This window comes from Chromobacterium subtsugae (assembly GCF_035919665.1).
Lineage (GTDB): Bacteria > Pseudomonadota > Gammaproteobacteria > Burkholderiales > Chromobacteriaceae > Chromobacterium > Chromobacterium subtsugae.
The window spans coordinates 3623234-3644899 of record NZ_CP142381.1; the positions used below are offsets into that span (position 1 = coordinate 3623234).

17 protein-coding genes and 1 rRNA gene are annotated in these 21666 nt (G+C 65.1%); 6 read left to right on the forward strand and 12 right to left on the reverse strand.

What is annotated here, in order from left to right; all coding sequences use genetic code 11:
• Positions 1 to 38: 38 nt before the first annotated feature.
• From U6115_RS17265 to U6115_RS17290, 6 genes are all read right to left on the reverse strand, one after another.
• Positions 39 to 1574, reverse strand: a 16S ribosomal RNA gene (locus U6115_RS17265).
• Positions 1575 to 2016: 442 nt separating this feature from the next.
• Positions 2017 to 4329 (reverse strand): Tex family protein, encoded by a 2313-nt coding sequence (locus tag U6115_RS17270; protein ID WP_043575265.1) that lies wholly within the window; start codon positions 4327 to 4329, stop codon positions 2017 to 2019.
• Positions 4330 to 4388: 59 nt separating this feature from the next.
• The gene (locus U6115_RS17275) at positions 4389 to 4745 is read right to left on the reverse strand and encodes a SpoIIAA family protein (RefSeq protein ID WP_043575267.1); all 357 of its coding nucleotides are present in this window, start codon (positions 4743 to 4745) and stop codon (positions 4389 to 4391) included.
• Positions 4746 to 4787: 42 nt separating this feature from the next.
• Positions 4788 to 5600, reverse strand: a complete 813-nt coding sequence (locus U6115_RS17280; protein ID WP_043575269.1) for a DMT family transporter — start codon at positions 5598 to 5600, stop codon at positions 4788 to 4790.
• 92 nt (positions 5601 to 5692) lie between these two features.
• Positions 5693 to 6220: a hypothetical protein gene (locus U6115_RS17285; RefSeq protein WP_043575271.1), complete on the reverse strand. Its 528-nt coding sequence runs from the start codon at positions 6218 to 6220 to the stop codon at positions 5693 to 5695.
• 88 nt (positions 6221 to 6308) lie between these two features.
• Complete coding sequence (locus tag U6115_RS17290) at positions 6309 to 7418, reverse strand: aromatic ring-hydroxylating oxygenase subunit alpha (RefSeq protein ID WP_043575273.1); 1110 nt, start codon at positions 7416 to 7418, stop codon at positions 6309 to 6311.
• A gap of 634 nt (positions 7419 to 8052) precedes the next feature.
• Here U6115_RS17290 and U6115_RS17295 point away from each other — a divergent pair.
• The 3 genes from U6115_RS17295 to U6115_RS22830 all read left to right on the forward strand — a co-directional run bounded on the left by U6115_RS17295 (position 8053) and on the right by U6115_RS22830 (position 13069).
• Positions 8053 to 9246, forward strand: coding sequence for an acetate kinase (locus U6115_RS17295; RefSeq protein ID WP_043575727.1), 1194 nt, complete (start codon positions 8053 to 8055; stop codon positions 9244 to 9246).
• A 15-nt stretch (positions 9247 to 9261) separates the two neighbouring features.
• Positions 9262 to 11337, forward strand: a complete 2076-nt coding sequence (gene pta / locus U6115_RS17300; protein WP_043575275.1) for a phosphate acetyltransferase — start codon at positions 9262 to 9264, stop codon at positions 11335 to 11337.
• A gap of 1087 nt (positions 11338 to 12424) precedes the next feature.
• Positions 12425 to 13069: a methyl-accepting chemotaxis protein gene (locus U6115_RS22830; RefSeq protein ID WP_407934673.1), complete on the forward strand. Its 645-nt coding sequence runs from the start codon at positions 12425 to 12427 to the stop codon at positions 13067 to 13069.
• 18 nt (positions 13070 to 13087) lie between these two features.
• Here the strand turns inward: U6115_RS22830 and U6115_RS17310 are convergent, their stop codons facing one another.
• Genes U6115_RS17310 through U6115_RS17320 form a run of 3 tightly spaced genes read right to left on the reverse strand, consistent with a single transcriptional unit; the run spans position 13088 to position 16127 of the window.
• On the reverse strand, positions 13088 to 13729 hold the full coding sequence (locus U6115_RS17310; protein WP_043575278.1) for a response regulator: 642 nt from the start codon (positions 13727 to 13729) through the stop codon (positions 13088 to 13090).
• Positions 13726 to 14856, reverse strand: coding sequence for a histidine kinase (locus tag U6115_RS17315; protein ID WP_080509613.1), 1131 nt, complete (start codon positions 14854 to 14856; stop codon positions 13726 to 13728). The genes U6115_RS17310 and U6115_RS17315 overlap by 4 nt, the downstream gene beginning before the upstream one ends.
• Complete coding sequence (locus U6115_RS17320; protein WP_160310655.1) at positions 14853 to 16127, reverse strand: sensor histidine kinase; 1275 nt, start codon at positions 16125 to 16127, stop codon at positions 14853 to 14855. The genes U6115_RS17315 and U6115_RS17320 overlap by 4 nt, the downstream gene beginning before the upstream one ends.
• Before the next feature lie 315 nt (positions 16128 to 16442).
• On the opposite strand from U6115_RS17320, the gene U6115_RS17325 reads away from it, so the two are divergent.
• Positions 16443 to 17105 (forward strand): hypothetical protein, encoded by a 663-nt coding sequence (locus U6115_RS17325; RefSeq protein ID WP_146008458.1) that lies wholly within the window; start codon positions 16443 to 16445, stop codon positions 17103 to 17105.
• A gap of 32 nt (positions 17106 to 17137) precedes the next feature.
• Here the strand turns inward: U6115_RS17325 and U6115_RS17330 are convergent, their stop codons facing one another.
• The 3 genes from U6115_RS17330 to U6115_RS17340 are packed head-to-tail and all read right to left on the reverse strand — an operon-like array spanning position 17138 to position 19591.
• Positions 17138 to 17938, reverse strand: coding sequence for a metal ABC transporter permease (locus U6115_RS17330; RefSeq protein WP_043575280.1), 801 nt, complete (start codon positions 17936 to 17938; stop codon positions 17138 to 17140).
• The gene (locus U6115_RS17335; RefSeq protein WP_052258059.1) at positions 17931 to 18725 is read right to left on the reverse strand and encodes a metal ABC transporter ATP-binding protein; all 795 of its coding nucleotides are present in this window, start codon (positions 18723 to 18725) and stop codon (positions 17931 to 17933) included. The genes U6115_RS17330 and U6115_RS17335 overlap by 8 nt, the downstream gene beginning before the upstream one ends.
• A complete protein-coding gene (locus tag U6115_RS17340) occupies positions 18722 to 19591 on the reverse strand; it encodes a metal ABC transporter solute-binding protein (protein ID WP_047258310.1) in 870 nt (289 codons plus the stop codon). The genes U6115_RS17335 and U6115_RS17340 overlap by 4 nt, the downstream gene beginning before the upstream one ends.
• A gap of 121 nt (positions 19592 to 19712) precedes the next feature.
• Between U6115_RS17340 and U6115_RS17345 the strand changes: the two genes are divergently transcribed.
• Complete coding sequence (locus tag U6115_RS17345; RefSeq protein WP_043575284.1) at positions 19713 to 20351, forward strand: DUF1826 domain-containing protein; 639 nt, start codon at positions 19713 to 19715, stop codon at positions 20349 to 20351.
• Between the two features lie 31 nt (positions 20352 to 20382).
• Positions 20383 to 21594, forward strand: coding sequence for a zinc metallochaperone GTPase ZigA (gene zigA / locus U6115_RS17350; protein WP_043575286.1), 1212 nt, complete (start codon positions 20383 to 20385; stop codon positions 21592 to 21594).
• The last annotated feature ends 72 nt before the right edge of the window (positions 21595 to 21666 follow it).

Consider the following 21666-nt stretch of genomic DNA (forward strand, 5'->3'; position numbering starts at 1 on the left):
CCGATAGGCTGTAAGTGCTTGGCGATCGCCTTCTCTAGAAAGGAGGTGATCCAGCCGCAGGTTCCCCTACGGCTACCTTGTTACGACTTCACCCCAGTCATGAATCCCACCGTGGTAAGCGGCCTCCTTGCGGTTAGCCTACCCACTTCTGGTGAAACTCACTCCCATGGTGTGACGGGCGGTGTGTACAAGACCCGGGAACGTATTCACCGCAGCATGCTGATCTGCGATTACTAGCGATTCCGACTTCACGCACTCGAGTTGCAGAGTGCGATCCGGACTACGATCGGTTTTATGAGATTGGCACCACCTCGCGGCTTAGCGACCCTCTGTACCGACCATTGTATGACGTGTGAAGCCCTGCTCATAAGGGCCATGAGGACTTGACGTCATCCCCACCTTCCTCCGGTTTGTCACCGGCAGTCTCATTAGAGTGCCCAACTAAATGATGGCAACTAATGACAAGGGTTGCGCTCGTTGCGGGACTTAACCCAACATCTCACGACACGAGCTGACGACAGCCATGCAGCACCTGTGTTACGGCTCCCTTTCGGGCACCAAGATATCTCTACCAAGTTCCGTACATGTCAAGAGCAGGTAAGGTTTTTCGCGTTGCATCGAATTAATCCACATCATCCACCGCTTGTGCGGGTCCCCGTCAATTCCTTTGAGTTTTAACCTTGCGGCCGTACTCCCCAGGCGGTCAATTTCACGCGTTAGCTACGCTACCAAGGATTCAAACCCCCAACAGCTAATTGACATCGTTTAGGGCGTGGACTACCAGGGTATCTAATCCTGTTTGCTCCCCACGCTTTCGTGCATGAGCGTCAGTGTCATCCCAGGGGGCTGCCTTCGCCATCGGTATTCCTCCGCATCTCTACGCATTTCACTGCTACACGCGGAATTCTACCCCCCTCTGACGCACTCTAGTCTTGCAGTCTCCAATGCCGTTCCCAGGTTGAGCCCGGGGCTTTCACATCAGACTTGCAAAACCGCCTGCGCACGCTTTACGCCCAGTAATTCCGATTAACGCTTGCACCCTACGTATTACCGCGGCTGCTGGCACGTAGTTAGCCGGTGCTTATTCTTCCGGTACTGTCATCCCCGCCAGGTATTAACCAGCGGGATTTCCTCCCGAACAAAAGTCCTTTACAACCCGAAGGCCTTCTTCAGACACGCGGCATGGCTGGATCAGGCTTGCGCCCATTGTCCAAAATTCCCCACTGCTGCCTCCCGTAGGAGTCTGGGCCGTGTCTCAGTCCCAGTGTGGCGGATCATCCTCTCAGACCCGCTACTGATCGTCGCCTTGGTGAGCTCTTACCTCACCAACTAGCTAATCAGACATCGGCTGCTCGTATAACGTGAGGCCTTACGGTCCCCCACTTTCCCCCTCAGGGCGTATGCGGTATTAATCCGGCTTTCGCCGAGCTATCCCCCATTACACGGTACATTCCGATGCGTTACTCACCCGTTCGCCACTCGTCAGCGGTGCAAGCACCCTGTTACCGTTCGACTTGCATGTGTAAAGCATGCCGCCAGCGTTCAATCTGAGCCAGGATCAAACTCTTCAGTTCAATCTCATAGCAAATTTTCTGGCACGCAAGTTCAAAGAAATAAACAAGTATCTCTTGTCTCTTGCAGTGCAAGTTTTTGGCTTTCGCCAAACACTTACACCTATCGGTTATTCTGTCTGTTAAAGAGCGGTGCCGATCGCTGCGTCGTCATCACCGGAATCGTTTCGTTTCCGCCGTTTCGTTCGCTGCGTCAGCTGAGGAGGCGAACTATACCCCCGGGACCCGCACCCGTCAACACCTTGCTTGCGAAAAATCAGAAAAATTCATCGCAAACCGCCCCGCGCGCCGCCAAGCCCATGATCTGGCTGAAGATATGAACACAGGGTATTTGCAAAAGCCATCGACAAAACGGATGGCGCGCCGCCCGCCCCGCCCCCAAACCCCGAAAACAAACAGGCCGGCGCACCCGCCGGCCTGTTCCAATCGCTCTATATAGTCAAACTCAGCTCTTGCGCAGTTTGGCGAAGGCCGCCGCCATCGCGGTATCGCCCTGCGGCGCGGCAGACTGGCCACGCTGCTGGCGCGGACGGCTGTCGGCGCGGGCGTCGCTTCGGCCGCTGCGGCTATTACCCGCGCCGACCTCGTCGTCCAGCCGCATCGTCAGTGCGATGCGCTTGCGCACCACATCCACTTCCAGCACCTTGACCTTGACCACATCGCCAGCCTTGACCACCTTGCGCGGATCGTCGATGAATTTATTGGACAGCGCCGAGATATGCACCAGCCCATCCTGGTGCACGCCGATATCGACGAAGGCGCCGAAGTTGGCGACGTTGGTGACCACGCCCTCCAGCACCATGCCCGGCTGCAAATGCTTGATGTCCTCGATGCCGTCCTGGAAGGCGGCGGTCTTGAACTCCGGACGCGGATCGCGGCCCGGTTTGTCCAGTTCTTTAAGAATATCCATCACGGTCGGCAGGCCGAAACGCTCGTCGGTGTAGTCGGTCGCGCGCACCGACTTCAGGAAGGCGGAGTCGCCGATCAGCGATTTCACCTCGCGGCCGGCCTTGGCCACGATCTTCTCCACCACCGGATACGCTTCCGGGTGCACCGACGACGCGTCCAGCGGGTTGTCGCCGCCGGCGATGCGCAGGAAGCCGGCCGCCTGCTCGAAGGTTTTGTCGCCCAGACGCGGCACTTTCAGCAGCTCCTTGCGAGTGCGGAAAGCGCCGTTCTGGTCGCGGTAGGACACAATATTGGACGCCAGCGTCGCATTCAGGCCGGAGATGCGCGTCAGCAACGGCGCCGAAGCGGTATTGACGTCGACGCCCACCGCGTTGACGCAATCCTCCACCACGCCGTCCAGCGCGCGCGCCAGCTGGCTTTGGTTGACGTCGTGCTGATACTGGCCGACGCCGATGGATTTGGGGTCGATCTTCACCAGTTCGGCCAGCGGGTCTTGCAGGCGGCGGGCGATCGACACCGCGCCGCGCAGGCTGACGTCCATGTCAGGGAATTCCTTGGCCGCCAGTTCGGAGGCGGAATAAACGGAAGCGCCGGCTTCCGACACCACGATCTTGGTCATGGAAAGTTGCGGGAAGGCCTTGATCAGGTCCTGCGCCAGCTTGTCGGTTTCGCGGCTGGCTGTGCCGTTGCCGATGGCGATCAGGTCTACCTTGTGGCGGGCGCACAGCGCGCCGAGGATGGCGATGGATTTGTCCCATTCGCGGCGCGGCTCGTGCGGATAGATGGCGGTGGTATCGAGCACCTTGCCGGTATCGTCGACGACGGCGACCTTGCAGCCGGTGCGCAGGCCCGGGTCCAGACCCAGCGTCGCGCGGCGGCCGGCCGGCGCCGCCAGCAGCAGGTCATGCAGGTTGGCGGCGAACACCTTGATCGCTTCGGCGTCGGCGGCTTCCTTCAGCCTCGACACCAGCTCCAGCTCCAGCGACAGGAAGATCTTGGCGCGCCAGCACAGGCGCACGCCGTCCAGCAGCCACTTGTCGGCGGCGCGGCCGGCGTCCCGGATATCGAAACGGTCGGCGATCAGCAGCTCATAGCCGGAACGCTCGGTGATCGGCGTTTCATCCGGCTGGTATTTCAACGCGACATTCAGCACGCCTTCGTTGCGGCCGCGCAGCAAGGCCAGCGCGCGGTGCGACGGAATGGCCTTGATGGCCTCGCGGTGATCGAAGTAATCGGAGAACTTGGCGCCCTCGGTTTCCTTGCCGGCCACCACCGTGGCCGCCAATTCGCCCTCGCTCCACAGCTTTTCGCGCAAGCGGCCCAGCAGCTCGGCATCCTCGGCGAAGCGCTCCATCAGGATGGCGCGCGCGCCGTCCAATGCCGCTTTGGCGTCGGCGACGCCGGCTTCGGCGTTGAGGTAGGTTTCGGCCAGCGCGTTAGGGTCTTGCGTCGGATCGGCCAGCAGGCTGTCGGCCAGCGGCTCCAGGCCGGCCTCGCGGGCGATCTGCGCCTTGGTGCGGCGCTTGGGCTTGTAGGGCAGGTAGATGTCTTCCAGCGTGGTCTTGTTGTCGCTGGCATAGAGCGCCGCTTCCAGCTCGGGGCTGAGCTTGCCCTGCTCGGCGATGCTCTTGAGTATGCTGGCGCGGCGGTCGTCCAGTTCGCGCAGATAGACCAGGCGCTCGGCCAGGTTGCGCAGCTGGGTGTCGTCCAGCCCGCCGGTGACTTCCTTGCGGTAACGGGCGATGAAGGGAACGGTGGCGCCGCCGTCTATCAGTTCGATGGTGGCGGCCACCTGGGATTCGCGGACGGCAAGCTCAGCTGCCAGGCGGCTGGAAAGGCTTTTCAGCATCGGTTCTTATTCTTTCGAATGGAACAAAAACCGCTACTGTAGCGCCATCCGCGCCAAAATCAAGCGGCGACCGGCCGCGCCAGCCAGGCCTGAGCCTCTTCGGTCAGATCGAAATACTGGACATGGGTATGCGACAGCAGGCCGGCGATATGGGTGGCCAGCCGGATCCACACGTCGCCCACCACGATGGCGACGCGGCCCAGCTTCTCCTCGTGGGCGCGCATGAACTTCACCTCTTCCAGCGCCATGTCCAGCGTGAAGTCCTTCAACTCCGACAGGTCCAGCAGCATGTCCGGCTTGTCGCGCTCTTCCAGCCGCTTGAGCAGCGCCTGCTCCAGCAGCTGGAAATCGGCCAGCGTGAATTCATTGAACAAGGCCACGTCCAGGCCATAATCCTGCTCGCGAATCGAGATCATCCACTTCTCCCTTCAAACGGTGATGGCAACCTTGACTGTATTCTAGCGCCGACTAGCCAACATGCCGCTGACCACGATCAAGCCCATCGCCAGCAGCGACGCCGGCGACAGCGCGTCGCCCCACACCAGCGCGCCGATCAGGCTGGAAAACACCACGGTCAGATAAGACAGGTTGGCCGCGGCCAGCTTGCGCCCCACCTTGTAGGCGCGGGTCATCGCCAATTGCGCCAGCGTAGCGCTGACGCCAAGGCCCAGCAACAGGCCGACATTGTCCAGCGTCACCGGGTGCCAGCGCTCCAGGCACATCAGCAGCACGCCGCCGACCGTGGAGATCAGCGCGAAATAGAACACCACCCGCCACTCGGCCTCGCCCTGCCGCCCCAGTTCGCGCACATGCAGGTAGGACCAGCCGGCCAGAAAGCCCGACGCCAGGCCCATCAAGCCGGCAAACCAGGCGTCGCCGGACAGCGTGGGCCGCAGCAGCAGCGCCACGCCGGCGAAGCCCAGCGCCAGCCCGGCCATCGCCTGCGCCGGCAAGCGCTCCCGCAGCAAGACCACTGACAGCAGCGCCAGAAACATCGGCGAGGTGTAGGTCAGCGTGGACGCCGTCGCCAGCGGCAGATGGGCGATGGCGTAGAACGACATCAGCAGCGAACTGTAGCCTATCACCCCGCGCTGCAGATGGTAGCGCAGCAAAGGCGTGGCGAAACGCTCGCGCCGCCACAGCGCCGCGCCGCCCAGCGCGACCACGCCGATCAGCGTGCGCCAGAACACCAGTTCGGTGGACGAGAATTGCTGCGCGCCCAGCTTGACGAACAACCCCATCAAGGCGAACAACGCCGCCGCCACCACCATCCAGCCGGACCCCAGCCGGAATCCGCCCTGCCTACCCTGCGCTACCACATCCTTACCTTTGCTTCCCATCCCCGCGGGGAAAATCGACGACTTCACTTCCTGGCCAGCGCCACGCTCAGACAGATGGCCTCCATCTGCCGGCGATAGGTCTTGAATTCCGACGCGTTGGCGGTGCAGCGCGCCTCCAGCAGCCGATTGCGGTCCACCAGCTGAATCACATGCAGATTATGGCGCACAATCCACAGCCGGTTGGAGACGAAGCGGCCGTCGCGGTATTCGGTCACCAGCCGGCCGGCTTTTGGATTGACGCGGACGAAGTTGGCGGCCTCGCGGTCGCCGTCCTCATTGCGGAACGCCGCCGCCAGCCGCGGCAGCGTGTCGCCGCGCCGCGGCTTGCGCACGCCGATCTGCACCTCGATGGCGGCGCGCTCGCGCTGATCGGCCTTCGGCGGCACCACCCGCAGCACGCGCACGCCGTCGGTGATGCTGGGGCGCACCTTCCAGCCCGGCGGCAGCGTGAAGCGGACTTTGCTGACCGGATCGGCATAGCTGGCAGCCTGGGCCATCGTGCTGCCCAGCAGCAGCGCGCCGAAAACAACCATGCGGAGAATTGCGGACATCGTCCTGGCCGTTGTTTGAAGATTGAAGAGGATAAAAAAAGGCGCGGAATCTTCCGCGCCCCTGCATTATGGCATTCAACTTGCCACTTTAACCAGCCAATGCCAACCCCATCTGGCGGCGATAGTATTCGTGGAAGTGCTGCATGCCCTCCTCGGTCGGCGACTGGTACGGCCCCACCTCGCTGACGCCGGCCATCCACAGCGCCTTGCGGCCCTCGTGCATGCGGATGCAGATTTCGTCGTCTTCCTTGGCGGTTTCGAAGTAGGCGGCCTGCTCGGCCTCGATGAATTCCGGCTCGAACCACACCACGTCTTCCGGGTAGTAGAACTCGGTGATCACCGTGCACTTCTCCGGGCCGCGCGGAATCACCACGCTCACCACCAGCACGTGCGGATACCACTCCACCATGATATTGGGGTAGTAGGTCAGCCAGATGGCACCGAACTCCGGCTGCTGCTCGGCGTAGCGGCGGCGCACTTCCTCGTGCCATTTGCCGTACACCTTGGAGCCGGCGCGCGCCAGGCGGTTTTTCACGCCCACGGTCTGCACGTGGTAGCTGTCGCCCCATTCCCACTTCAGATCGCCGCAGTCGACGAAATTGCCGAGGCCGGGATGGAAGGGATCGACGTGGTAGTCCTCGGAATACACCTCAATGAAGGTTTTCCAGTTGAAGTCGTACTCGGCGGACTGCGTCGAATGGAAGGCGTAGCCGTCAAAAGCCATGTGCTTGGCCACGCCCAGCTTGGCCAGGTCCGCCGCCACGTTGCGGCGCGCGTCGAACAGCAGGCCGTTCCAGCGCGTCAGCTCGGTCTGGCCCAGGTTCAGGCACGGCGTTTCCGGAAAATGCGGCGCGCCCACCAGCGTGCCAGCGGCATCGTAGGTCCAGCCGTGCAGATTGCAGACGATATGGTTGCCGTTGCCGCGGCCTTTATAGATGATCGCCTGTCGATGGCGGCAGACGTTGGAGATCAGCTTGATCTCGCCGTCGACGTTCTTGAGCATCTTGCCGTGCCCCAGCCATTCCAGCGTGTGATAGTCGCCGGCATTGGGCGCCATCAATTCGTGGCCGTAGTACTGGGGAGCGTCGGCGAACAGAAGCTCCTGCTCCCTGGCGTAGAACCCGGGATCGAAATAGGTATGAATGGGCAGCTGGGCTGCAGATGCTTGGAGCAGCTGCGCGGAAGCCAGATCAGACATTATTCCCACACCTCCGTGGAAGAAGATATAAGACCAGCCGAATCTCGCTCGGGACGAGTTTGCGGGACTATCAAAAACAATCAATCAAAACAAGGCCGAACCTTGCATTACGAGGGCGGAATTATGCCCTCGCCCCTCCCCCGGGGCAAGCGTTAATTCTATGTGACAATCCGCGCCAAGCCCCCGCTTGCGGGGCGATATCGCTGTCAAGCGTCCTCATCGCAAACAATCTGCGCGGCAGTTAATGCAAATCAAAGACTTGCCACTTTGAGTGCAGTGCAACATTAGAAGCTATTAATTTATGGTGGTATACTCTGGTCCATGTCCTTACTACATCGACTGTCAGAATTCCATCACAGACGGGCCGGCAAGCGGCGCCCGGTCCGAAAATACCGGCTCCGGACAAGCTAAGCCCTTGATGTAATGCGGCTGCGGGCTGCGGCGCCCTCGAAGCGCGCCCCCTGCATGTCAGGCTAGCCAAAGCAGCCGCGATACGCTACCACACGGTAAGAAGCCCGCCTCGGAAACGCCGCGGCCGGCCAGGCCGCCAGCGGCAGTTAATTGAGCGCAAACACTTCGCCGTGGATTTTTTCACCGATTTCATTCATTTTTTTCAAATTACATGTTCAAGCCTATGAATTCCAGCATCCTCGTCATCAATTGCGGCAGCTCTTCCCTGAAATTCGCGCTGATCGACAGCGCCAGCCACGAAGCGGTCATGACCGGCCTGGCTGAGAAACTGGGCCTGGCCGACGCCTGCATCACCTTCAAACACAATGGCGACAAGCAAACCGCCCTGCTGTCCGCTCCGGACCACGCCGCGGCCATGCACGCCATCATCGAGAAACTGCAACAAGTGTCGCTGCTGGACAGCGTGAAGGCCATCGGCCACCGCGTGGTGCATGGCGGCGAACACTTCAAGCAATCGGCGCTGCTGGACGAAAACGCCATCAACGAAATCGAACGCTGCATCAAGCTGGCCCCGCTGCACAATCCGGCCCACATCCTGGGCATCCGCACCGCGATCCAGGAATTCCCGAGCCTGCCGCAAGTGGCCGTGTTCGATACCTCCTTCCATCAGACCATGCCGGAAAAGGCTTATCTGTACGCCGTGCCGATGAAGCTGTACCGCGAGAACAGCCTGCGCCGCTACGGCATGCACGGCACCAGCTACCGCTTCGTCGCCGAAGAAGCCGCCAAGATGCTGGGCAAGCCGGCCGATGAAACCAGCCTGGTGATCGCCCACCTGGGCAACGGTGCCTCCATCTCCGCCATCCGCAACGGCAAATGCGCCGACACCTCGATGGGCCTGACCCCGCTGGAAGGCCTGGTGATGGGCACCCGCTCCGGCGACATCGACCCCAGCGTATTCGGCTACCTGGCTACCGAGCGCGGCATGGACGTGCAGGCCGTCACCAATATGCTGAACAAGGAATCGGGCCTGCTGGGCCTGTCCGAGCTGTCCAACGACTGCCGCGAGCTGGAAGACGCCGCCGCCAAGGGCCACGAAGGCGCCAAGCGCGCGCTGGAAGTGTTCGCCTACCGCCTGGCCAAGTACGTGGCCTCGATGAGCGTGGGCGCGGGCCGTCTGGACGCCGTGGTGTTCACCGGCGGCATCGGCGAGAATTCGTCCTTCCTGCGCGCCGAAGTCATCAACCAGCTGGGCTTCTTGGGCCTGAAGCTGGACGCCGCCGCCAACGAAGCGTGCATCCGCGGCAACGCCGGCCGCATCACCGCCGCCGACTCCGTGCCGGCGCTGGTGATCAACACCAATGAAGAACTGATGATCGCCATGGACACCGCCGAACTGGCCGGTCTGGTCAAGTAAGGAAAGCAAGCGATCATGCAGACATTCTTTCTTGCCCCAACCGGTTTCAACGCCGGTCTGACTTCGGTGTCGCTGGGCGCGATCCGCTCGCTGGAACAAGCCGGCCTGCGCGTAGGCTTCGTCAAGCCCATCGCCCAGGACACCAAGGATGGCGAAGTCGAGCGCTCCACCCACTTCGCCCAGGCCATCTGCCGCCTGAACCCGCCGCAGCCGATCAGCATGGAGCGCGTCGAGCACCTGCTGTCGCAAGGCCAGGTCGACCAGCTGATGGAAGAGGTGGTCAGCCTCTACCAGCAAGCCGCGCAAAACGTCGACGTGGTGATCGTGGAAGGCCTGGTGCCGGACCAGAAGCAGGTGTTCTCCACCTTCCTCAACACCAAGATCGCCCGCAACCTGCAAGCGCAGACCATCCTGGTCAGCTCGGTGAAGGATCTGGGCGCGGCGGAAATCGCCGAACAGCTGGAAATGAACATCCAGGCCTTCGGCGGCCAATCCATCGCCGGCTACATCCTCAACCATGTGCTGCCCGGCGCCGACCGCGCCGAACTGGCGCGCGAGGTGCAGCAGTCCGGCAATCTGAAAAAAACCGGCCTCGCGCTGCTGGGCGTGATCCCGTACCAGCCGGAGCTGCTGGCGCCGCGCACCCAGGACGTGGCCCGCTACCTGAACGCCAGCGTGGTGCACGCCGGCCAGCAGGCCAGCCGCCGCGTGCGCAATATGGTGGTGGCGGCCCGCACCGCGCCTAACATCGTCAACCTGCTGAAGCCGGGCGCGCTGATCATCACCCCGGGCGAGCGCGAAGACGTGGTGATGGCCACCTCGATGGCCGCGATGAACGGCGTGCCGCTGGCCGGCCTGCTGCTGACCTGCGACTCCGAGCCGGATCCGCGCATCCAGCAGCTGTGCCAGCAAGCCTTCACCGGCGGCCTGCCGGTGCTGGCCACCTCGCTGAACTCGATGGAAACCGCCAGCGCGCTGAACGCGATGAGCCACCAGGTGCCGTCCGACGACCTGGAGCGCATGGGCAAGGTGATCGATCATGTCGCCGAGTTCCTCGACGTGTCGACGCTGAAGCAAAGCGTCGGCGAGCCGCGCGAAATCCGCCTGCCGCCGCCGGCCTTCCGCTTCCAGCTGATGGAAAAGGCGCGCAAGGCCAACAAGCGCATCGTGCTGCCGGAAGGCAACGAGCCGCGCACCATCCAGGCCGCCGCCATCTGCCAGGAGAAAGGCATCGCCCGCTGCGTGCTGCTGGGCAAGCGCGCCGAAATCCTGCAAGTGGCCGAAGCCCAGGGCGTGACGCTGCCGGCATCGGTCGAGATCCTGGATCCGAACGAAATCCGCGGCCAGTATGTCGCGCCGATGGTCGAGCTGCGCAAGGGCAAGGGCCTGAACGAGCCGATGGCCTTGGCGCAACTGGAAGACACCGTGGTGCTGGGCACCATGATGCTGGCGATGAACGAAGTGGACGGCCTGGTTTCCGGCGCCGTGCACACCACCGCCAACACCATCCGCCCCGCGCTGCAGCTGATCAAGACCGCGCCGGGCTCCAGCATCGTGTCGTCCGTCTTCTTCATGCTGATGCCGGAGCAGGTGTACGTGTACGGCGACTGCGCGGTGAATCCGGACCCGACCGCGGAACAGCTGGCCGACATCGCCATCCAGTCCGCCGACTCGGCCGTGGCCTTCGGCATCAACCCGCGCGTGGCGATGATCTCCTACTCCACCGGCTCGTCCGGCAGCGGCAGCGACGTGGAAAAGGTGCGCGAAGCCACTCGCATCGCCCAGGAAAAGCGCCCGGACCTGCTGATCGACGGCCCGATGCAGTACGACGCCGCCTCGGTGGAATCCGTCGGCCGCCAGAAGGCGCCGGACAGCCAGGTGGCCGGCCGCGCCACCGTGTTCGTGTTCCCGGACCTGAACACCGGCAACACCACCTACAAGGCGGTGCAGCGCTCCGCCAACGTGGTGTCGGTGGGCCCGATGCTGCAAGGCCTCAGGAAGCCGGTCAACGACCTGTCGCGCGGCGCGCTGGTGGACGACATCGTCTACACCATCGCGCTGACCGCGCTGCAGGCCGAACAGCAAGGCTGATCCTCGGCCTGCCGTTCCCGATGCCGCCCGCGCCCGCCGCGGGCGGCATTTTTTTCGCTCCAACCCTCTCCTTCCCGTCGCATCCTGCGTTTTTCGCGCGCGGACCCGATGTGCATATTGCCGCTGATCAAACATTTGTTTTAAAGTGGCTGCCATCGCGCCCTGGCAATAAAACCTTACAAATCAGGGCGATTCAATCTGGGACATCCTTGGAGGGGAATCCATGTCTATACAGGCCATCACAGAATGGTTCATCCCGGACGCGGTCCGGCAGATTCCGGAGCAGGCGATACGCGCCCGCACCGTGGTCGGCGTCGGCCTGCTCGCCGGCCTGATGGCGCCGCTGTTCGCCGTCGAATACCTGGAGCTGGGCCACTATCCGATGGCCGAAGGCATCGCGCTGGGCGGCCTGGGCCTGCTGTGCGGCCCTCTGCTGCTCAAGCTTTGCGGCGCGGTGCGCTTCACCGCCGAATTCATCACCAGCTGCATGTACGCAATGGTGTGCTGGATGGTATATGTCAACGGCGGCATCCTCTCCACCAGCCTGATGTGGTTCGCCGCCATCCCCTTTACCGCGGTGTTCATCGGCACCCGCCGCTCCGGCATGTTCTGGCTGGCGATGTCGCTGGCCGCCGTCGGCGTCGTGATGTGGCTGTCGGCGACGCCCGGCGGCATTCCGACCAGCCCGCTGCCGCGCGAGGCCTTGCCCAAGCTGCAGGCCAAGTCGCTGGCCGGCCTGTCGCTGGTGGTGCTGGTGCTGGCGCTGGCCTTCGACAAGGCCAAGAGCAAGAGCTTTGAAAAACTGGAAAGCGCGCGCCAGGACGCCGAACGCGCCAGCCTGGCGCTGTCGCAGATGATGGAGCAGATCAGCCGCTCCATCCGCGACGCCTCCAGCGCCAGCCGACAGATAGCCGACAGCACCGGCAGCATGGCCCGCACCATGGCCGATCAGCACCAGCGTTCGGAAAACATGGTGGTGGTGGCGCAGCAGATGGCGGTGGTCACCAGCCAGAACGCCGAGCAGTCGAGCACCGCCACCCAGCTGGCGCAAACCGCCGGCAGCGCCGCGCTGGCCGGCGGCGAGGCGATGGACCAGGCGGTGGCGCAGCTGGGCCGCGCCGGCGAAGTGATAGGACACGCGGCCGGCCGGCTGGAAGAGCTGGGCCAGCGCAGCGCCGAAGTCAGCGGCATCGTCCAGCTGATCCGCGACATCGCCGACCAGACCAATCTGTTGGCGCTGAACGCGGCGATCGAGGCCGCCCGCGCCGGCGAGCTGGGCCGCGGCTTCGCGGTGGTGGCCGACGAAGTGCGCAAGCTGGCCGAGCGCACCCAGAACGCCACCCAGGACATCGAAAGCAAAATCCGGGTGATCGTCGACGGCACCAACCAGGCCATGGTGGCGATGCGCGACGGCAACCGCCAGATGCAGGCCGGCCGCGACAACGCGCAGGACGCGCAGCAGAAGCTGTCCGGCATCATCCGCGAAACCGGCGAGCTGGCCGGCCTGCTGAGCCAGGTGTCGCAGGCGGAAACCTGCCAGAACCAAGGTTTCGCGCAGTTCGCCGGCGATATCGTCGCCGTCGGCGAATCCACCCGCAGCCTGTCCGGCGAAACCCACAACATCGCCGAAGCCATCCGCCGGCTGGACGCGCAGATGGAAACCCTGCACCAGGCGGTGAGCCAGCCGGCACACGCGCCGGCATCGACGAGACGCGAACCGAGCCGGGCCTGAGCAGAGAGGGAGCTGGGTTCAGATGTAGCCCAGCTCCAAGGCGCGCAACACCGCGCGCACCCGATCGCGCACGCCCAGTTTGGACAAGATGCTGGAGACGTGATTCTTGATCGTGCCCTCGCTTGGCCCCAGCGCTTCCGCGATCTCGCGGTTATTGAAACCGCCGGCCATCAGCGCCAGCACTTCCACCTCGCGGCCAGTCAGCCTTTCCGGCAAATCGAGGGAGGGAAAGCTTGCCCCGCCGCCGCGCACGCCGTCCAGCACGCGTTCGGTCAGCCCCGGACGAAACAAGGTCGCCCCCGCCGCCACGTTGCGGATCGCCTGCGCCAGCCGCTCCAGCGAGATGTCCTTCAGCAGAAATCCGCGCGCGCCCAAACGCATGCCGGCCAACAGCGCCTCGTCGTCATCGAACGTGGTCAGCAGCAAGGTCGGGGGCATGCCGCCGCGAGTCTGCAGGGCTTGCAATAGCGCTATCCCAGACATGACCGGCATGCGCACATCCAGCAACAGCACATCGGGCCTCTCCCCCTGCAACAGCGCCAGCGCCTCGGCCCCGTCCGCGGCCTCGAGCGCCACCCGGATGTCGCCGGTCAACTCCAGCAAACCGCGAATGCCGCTGCGCACCAGTATCTGATCGTCAATCAATCCCACGCGTATCATCGCGCCGCCTCCTGCCACACGGTCGTCCATTCGCCTTCGCCGCTCATCGACAGGCGCAGCTCCGCGCCGCCTTCGCCCTGCCCCCGCAGCCACAGGCGGCAAGACCGGCCGCCGGCGCGCTCCAGCGCCTGGCGGGCCGCGGAAAACGCCCGCCACGCCGCATCGTCCGCCAGCGCCGGCATCGGCTCCAACACCAACTCCGCTTGCGGCCGGACGCCGGCGCACAACAAACGCAGCGCCTCCGCCAATGGGGCTTGCTGTTGCCGCCGCTCCATTCCCACCAGGGTCCGCACCTCGGCCAGCATCTGCCGCGCAGCCTGCTGCGCCGCGCGCAGCGGCGCATCCGCCTCGCCTGCTCCGCGCCGCAACAACAGCTCCAGTTGCAGATTCAAGGCCGACAAATGATGGCCGATGCCGTCGTGCAATTCGCGGGCTACCCGCACCCGCTCGCGATTTCCGGCCGCGCCGGCCAACAGTTGCCGGGCGGCAAGCAGGCTGGCGCGGGTCGCTTCCAGTTGCGCGCGGCGGCGGCGTTCCGCCGCGCCCAGGCAACCAATGCCGAAGGTCAGCAGCTGGAAGCCACCGCCGACGACAGCGTCCTGCCACAACAACCAAGACCGCTGCTCCAACGGCGGGGCCTGGACATTGGAGCCGCTGACATTGCACATCAGCTCCTTCGCCGGCAGACGCTGCAGCTGCCAGGCGCACGCCAGCAGCAGCGCCAGCACTTGCCCGCCCAAGCCGAGCCAGGCCGCGCGCGGCGGGAACAATAACGCAAGCTCGGCAGCGGTCAGCAATAGCAACTTGTCGTTTGTCAGCAAGGCCAGCGCGATCTGCAAAACGACCAGGCCGGCTTTCGCCGTCGCCCCCGGCGCGCGCGCGCCAACCGCGCTGGCCCGCCACAAGGCCCAGCCAAACGCCGCAAAACCCAAACCGTAGGCCGCCATCGCGCCGGGCAGGCCGATGGCCGGTCCCGTCAACAGCGGCAGTCGTTCGCGCATATGCGCCAATCCGGCGTCTCCTATGGGCCATAGGATGGCGATCTGCTGCAGCGCCAAAGCTAGACAAGCGGCCAAGCCGACCACCCGCAACAGGGTTAGCGGCGATGGTGTCGAGTTCGCGCTCATGACGCCTCTCCGGACAACGGCAGCCAGATGCGCAGGCAGCAGCCGCCGGATGCCGGCGACAGGATGTCCAGCGTGCCGCCGCGCGCTTCCACCCGCTCGCGCATGCCGATCAACCCATGACCTGCCCGCTTCGCCTCTGGCGCAGCCAGCCCCTTGCCGTTATCGCTGACGGTCACCGCCACGCCGGCGCCCGATCGCTCCAGCCTCACCACCGCGCCGGCAGCGCCGGAATGCCGCAAGGCATTGCTCAAGGCCTCCTGCACCGTGCGGAATATCGCATGCGCCAGCGTGGGCTCGCTCAACGTCAACGCATCCTCCATATCCAATCTGACCAGCGGCATCGGGATGCCGCGGCACAAGGTATTCAGCGCCTCGCGCAAGTCCAAGGTTGCCAGGGCATCGCCGCGCGCGACGCCGCGCAGCTCCTCCGCCAGCCGGCTAGCGCCCTCGCGCGCCGCGGCGATCAGCGTGTCAGCCTCAGCGCCCAACTTAGCCTCAGCCAATCTCAGCTGCAGCTGCAAGGCCGCCAGTTGATCCGCCGCCAGCCGCGCCACTCCCTCGGCGATGCGCGCGCGCTCGGCTTCGCGCACCGCCTCGGTCAGCAGCAATTGCGTCGCCTGCAGCTCCGCATTGGCCTGCGCCTGCCGATGCCGCCCCCGCAACGCTTCCGCCCAGCCATAGCCCACACAGAAGGCGAAAGCCTGGAAAACCAGTCCTTGCAGCCAGTCCAGCGCGGCCACCGTCCAGAACGGCGGCGGCAGCGCGCCGGCGATATTGCAGGCCGGATGGCCGTTGCCCACGCGCGCCAGATAAGGCAACAGCGCCGCATCGATCAAGGCCGCCTGCAGCAACGCCCCGGCCGCCGCGCCGCGCCAGGGCAACAGAAAGGCCAGTTCGGCCGCCACCAGATATCCAAGTCCCGGCTCGGTCCATGGTTCCAGCACGGCTGCGATGATCATCTGCCCCGCCAGCCATGGCCACCATCGCCGTGGCGGCGCCTCGCTCGACAAGCCGCGCCGCAGCGCAATCATGAACAGCAGCATCAGCGCGGCGAACACCAGCAAAGCCGCGTCACGCAAGCTCAGCCAACCGCGCAAGCCATGCGCCAGCCAGGCAGGCCACAACCAGGCAGCGGCCTGCTCGCGCAGCGCCGCTTCCGGCAGGGGCCATAAGTCAGCGCCGCCAGACGCCAGCATCAGCGCGCAAGCCAGCAGCAGCGCGCGCCGGAACCAGGCGGAACCGGAGCCGATGGCATGGAGATAAGGTCGCATGGAGAAGGCTTTTTCCCGCGTCAATATGAAAAGCGCGGCCCATGCCGCGCAATATGCGCCAGCGTAACACAAGCCATATGTCATCAAGCCTGCGCTCTTGATAGAAGACACCGGCCGCGCCGCCCACCACAATCCTTCCAGCATCGCGCTCTCCCGCTTGCATTGAAAACAAGTCTGCCGCTCGCCGCCGCGCGCCGGGAGTGCCGTTAGTCATGCGCGCCGGGTCTATCTTTCGGCACATGCGGACAGCATGGCCAGCCGCGACAATGCGCACACCCGGCTCGCCTGAGCCTTCAATCAACGAAGAGGATTGCCATGAAAGCTAAATTCGCGATGACGGCCTGCGGCGCGCTGGCCATGCTGCACCTGGCAGCCGCGCACGCCGACGACACCTTCGGCTACGCCAAGCTAGGCACCGGCGTGGAGCTCGGCGTCGGCCGCGCCCTGGACAACGGCCTGGCGCTGCGCCTGGGCATCGCCGACACCTTCCGCTACAAGCACGACAAGGCGCTGGACGGCACGCCCTATCAGTTGAAGTCCAAACCCAATCCCGCGCTGGCGGCCAGCCTGGATTGGCGCCCGCTCAGCGACAGCGGCTTCAGGTTGAGCGGCGGCCTGACCTTGTCCGGCAAACCCAGGGAGGATCTGAACTTCGCGGCCAATGGCGCGGGCAACTACACGCTGGGCGGCAACCGTTATGCCGCGTCCGCCGTCGGGCCGCTGACCGGCAAGATGGAATACCAGCCACTCGGGTCTTATCTGGGTATCGGCTGGGATTTCGCCGTGCAGGGCGCATCCGCCTGGCGCATCACCTCCGACCTGGGCGCGCAGCTTCAGTTTGGCGGCAAAGCTACGCTGAGTCCGGCGGCCGGCGTCAGCGCCCAGGACCTGGCGGCGGCACAACAGAAGCTGGACCACGACCTGGGCGGCACCCGCTTCCGGCTGAGCGCCGGGGTGGGCCTGTCTTACGCGTTCTGATGGCAAACGCCGGGGCGAGCGCCCCGGCGGTGCTATCCGCGCATCACGCGCAGGCCTCGCGCGCCGCCCGCTGCCAGATAGGCAGCGCCGCTGAGGGTGGTGATCCAGAAGCTGGACGGCCAGTCGGTGTAGTAAGCCAGCGCGATGCCGCCCCAGGCCTCCCCCAGCGCCAGCAGCGCCGCCAGGCCCACGCCGACGCCCAGCCGCGCCGTCAGCTTCTGCGCGGTGGCTGCCGGCCCCACCATCAGCGTGAACACCAGCAGCACGCCGACGATCTGGATGCAGCCGGCGGTGGCCAGCGCCACGATAGCGAGAAACAGCATGGACAGCCGGCGCAGCGACACGCCCTTGGCCTCGGCCAGCTCCGGCTGCAGGCTGCAGAACACCAGCGGCCGCGAGATGAAAGCCAGCGCCGCCAGGCACAGCAGGCCCAGACCGGCCAGCGTCCACAGCGTGGCGGTGTCCACGCCCAGCACGTTGCCGAACAGCAGCGCCGTGGCTTGCGTGGCATAGGCGGTGAAAAAATGCAGGAACAGCATGCCCAGTCCCAGCGCCAGCGACAGAATGGTGCCGATGGCGATGTCGCTGCCCTGCAGCCGCTCGCCCAAGGCCCCCATCGCCACCCCGCCGCACAGCGTGACCAGCGTCATGCCCCATAGCGGCGGCAGCCCCAGCAGCGCCGCGCCGGTGGCGCCGGCGAAACCGACGTGCGACAGCGCGTGGCCGGCGAAGGTTTGGCCGCGCAGCACCAGGAAATAGCCGGTCACCCCGGCCACCAGCGCCACCAGGCCGCCGGCGATGAAGGCGTTGATCATGAAATCGTATTCAAACATCGTGACAGTGCGCCTCCCGCTCCACTTCCACCTCCCCCGACATCACGAAGATGCGGTCCCTCATTCTCACCACGTCTATCGGCGAGCCGTACAGCCGCGACAACACCGGCCGGGTGATCACCTCGTCCACCGTGCCCAGCGCCGCCTGGCCGCGGCCCAGGTACAAGACCTGGTCGATGGCCGGCAGCAGCGGGTTAAGCTCATGCGCGCTGAACAGCACGGTGATGCCGAAATCGCGCTGGATGCGCGACACCAGCTCCACCACCCCGCGCTGGTGGTGCGGGTCCAGGCTGATCAACGGCTCGTCCAGCAACAACAGCCGCGGCCGCCCCAGCAGCGCCTGCGCCAGCAATAGCCGCTGGCGCTCGCCGCCGGACAGCTCGGCGAGCGGGCGCCCCGCCAGCGAGCCGGCGTCCACCGTCTCCAGCGCCCAGTCCACTTCGCGCCGCGTCGCCGCGTCCAGCAGCGGCAGGCCCCAGCGGTGGCCGCGGCAGGCGCTGGCGACGAAGTCCCAGCCGCGCAGCCGCAGATGGGCGGCGTGGCTGCGCAGCTGCGGGATGTAGCCGACCGCGGGGTTGCCGCGCCGGGCCGGCTGGCCCAGCACCCGCACGCTGCCGCGGTCCACCGCCTGCAGGCCGAGCATGGTCCGCATCAGCGTGGTTTTGCCGGCCCCGTTGGGGCCGAGCACGCCGATGAACAGCCCCTGCCCGATCTCCAGGCTGACATCGGCCAGCACCTGGCGCTGGCCATAGCCGACGCTGACGCCGGCCAGCGACACCGCGCTCACTTGCCGGACCCGCCCAGCGCCTTGTCCAGCGAGTTCAGCTGCGACAGCATCCACTCCTGGTAATGCTTGCCGGCCGGCGCGGTCTCCGTCACGCCCACCACCGGCACCTTGGCGGCGCGCGCCACTTTCTGCACCCGTTTGGCGGACTGGTCGGATGCCTGGCTGTTGTAGAACAGCACGTTCACCGCATGGGTTTTCAGATCGTTTTCAAAGGCGGCGATATCGCTGGCCGCCGGCTCGGTGTTGTTCATCACCGCCAGCTGGAATTTTTCATTGCGCATTTTCAAGCCCAGCGCCTCCGCCATATAGCCGAACACCGGCTCGGTGGCGGTCACCGGCTTGCCGGCGTATTTGCCGCGCAAGGCTTGCACTTTGGCGTTCAGCGGCTGCAGCGAGGCCAGGAAATGCTGCAGATTGTGATCGTAATCGGCCTTGTGCGCCGGATCGGCGCTTTCCAGCCCGCTGGCGATCGCCTTGGCCACTGCCGGCATGGTGGCCGGGTCGTACCACAGATGCGGGTTATCGCCAGTCTTGCGCTTCAGCAGCTCGCCGGCCACCACGGTCTTGCGCTGCGGAGCCTTGGCGGCGGACAGCAGCTTGTCCATCCACGGGTCGTAGTCTATGCCGTTGTACACCACCAGCCGGGCATCGCTCAGCGCCTTGGCTGTGGATGCGCTGGCCTCGAACAGGTGCGGGTCCTGGTCCGGATTGCTCAGGATGCTGGTGACGCGGACATGGCTGCCGCCGATCTGCTGCGCCACATCGCCGTAGAAGTTTTCGCCGGCGACGACATTGACCGCGGCATGAGCCAGCAACGGCGAGCAAACGAGCGCGGCAACAAGCGCGAGGCGGGGGAATCGTTTCATCTTTGCAATCTCCATGATTAAGGGGGCGGTTGGCGCCGGTGCTTTTTTGTTATGTTATAACTTGCCCGTTATTTTATGTAATGCTATAACATTCTGCAAATCATTCGCATCATTCCTCGCCATGACCGCCGACGCCACCGCCGAAACCATCCACCTTTCCGATAACTTGGCCAGCCTTGCGGCCATCTTCGACGCCGACGCCGAGCTGTGCCTGTACCGCCGCCCGCCCAACGCCGCCATCGCCGGCTATCTGCGCCGCGCGGAGCAAAACGGCCTGCTGGGCCTGGGCTGGCGGCGGATAGTGACGCCTGGGGAAAGCGCCGACTTGCCGCTGGCCGACCTGCCCGGCCGCGACGCGCTGCAAGCCGACATCGACTGGCTGTGCGAGCTGTACGCCACGCTGACCGGCTGTCCGCAAGTGGGCGCCCGGCTGGAGGTGCTGAGCCGCCCGATGTGCCCGCGCTTCCACGTGGACCGCGTCGGCCTGCGCCTGCTGTGCTGCTACCAGGGGCCGGGCACCGAATGGCTGCCTTCCTCCGCGGCAAACCGCTCTCGGCTGGGTTCGGCCGCGCAGGGCCTGCCCGATGCGGAATCCGGCCTGATCCTCGACGCCGCCGCCATCGGCAGCGCGCCGCCGTTCGCCGTGCTGCTGCTCAAGGGCGCGGAATGGCCGGAATCCAAGGGCGGCGTCATCCACCGCTCGCCCGCCCCGCATCCCGGAGAAGCCCGCGTGCTGCTGGCGCTGGACGCGGTGTGGTAGCCCCCTCTTTCCCTCATTTCAAGGAGCACACATGAACAAGCTGCCGGTAACGGTGCTGTCCGGCTTTCTAGGCGCCGGCAAGACCACGCTGCTGAACCACATCCTGGCCAACCGCGAAGGCAAGCGGGTGGCGGTGATCGTCAACGACATGTCCGAAGTCAACATCGACGCCCGCCTGGTGCGCGAAGGCGGCGCCCAGTTGTCGCGCGCCGAGGAAAAGCTGGTGGAGATGAGCAATGGCTGCATCTGCTGTACGTTGCGCGAGGATTTGCTGCTGGAAATCCGCCGCCTGGCGGCGGAAGGCCGCTTCGACTACCTGCTGATCGAATCCACCGGCATCTCCGAGCCGCTGCCGGTGGCCGAAACCTTCACTTTCCGCGACGACGATGGCCGCAGCCTGGCTGATCTGGCGCGGCTGGACACCATGGTGACGGTGGTGGATGCCTGCAATTTCCTGCGCGACTACGCCTCGCGCGACAGCCTCACCGATCGCCAGGCCAGCCTGGGCGAGGAGGACGAGCGCACCGTGGTGGATCTGCTGATCGAACAAGTGGAGTTCTGCGACGTCATCGTGCTGAACAAGACCGATCTGATCAGCGCCGAAGCGCTGGCCGAGCTGGAGGGCATTCTGCGCTCGCTGAACCCGCGCGCCGACATCGCGCGCAGCGAGTTCGGCCGCGTGCCGCTGGACAGGGTGCTAAACACCGGCCGCTTCGATTTCGACGCCGCGGCCGAAGCGCCGGGCTGGCTGGCCGAACTGCGCGGCGAGCATGTGCCGGAAACCGAGGCCTACGGCATAAGCAGCTTCGTCTACCGCGCGCGCCGTCCCTTCCATCCGCAGCGGCTGTGGCAATGGATGCGGCAGGAATGGCCGGGCGTGGTGCGCTCCAAGGGCTATTTCTGGCTGGCCAGCCGGCCGCAGTTCGCCGCCTTGTGGTCGCAAGCCGGATCGGTGGCCCGCCATTCCTGCGCCGGGCTGTGGTGGGCGGCGCTGGACCGCGCGGAATGGCCCCAGGACGAAGACAGCCTGGCGCTGATCCGCGCGCGCTGGCAAGAGCCGTTCGGCGACCGCCAGCAGGAGCTGGTGTTGATCGGCATGGATATGGACAAGCAGGCGCTGACGGCCGGCTTCGACGCCTGCCTGCTGAACGATGCCGAACTGGCCGGCGGCATGGAGACCTGGCAAACGTTGGAGGACCCGTTCCCGCGCTGGGAAATCCGCGAGGAGGAAGCCGAGGCCTGATGCCAAGCGCGGGCGGCTCGCCGCCGCCCGCTCTGCTATAATCTGCGCTTTCCGCAATTCTCCGTTCTTTAG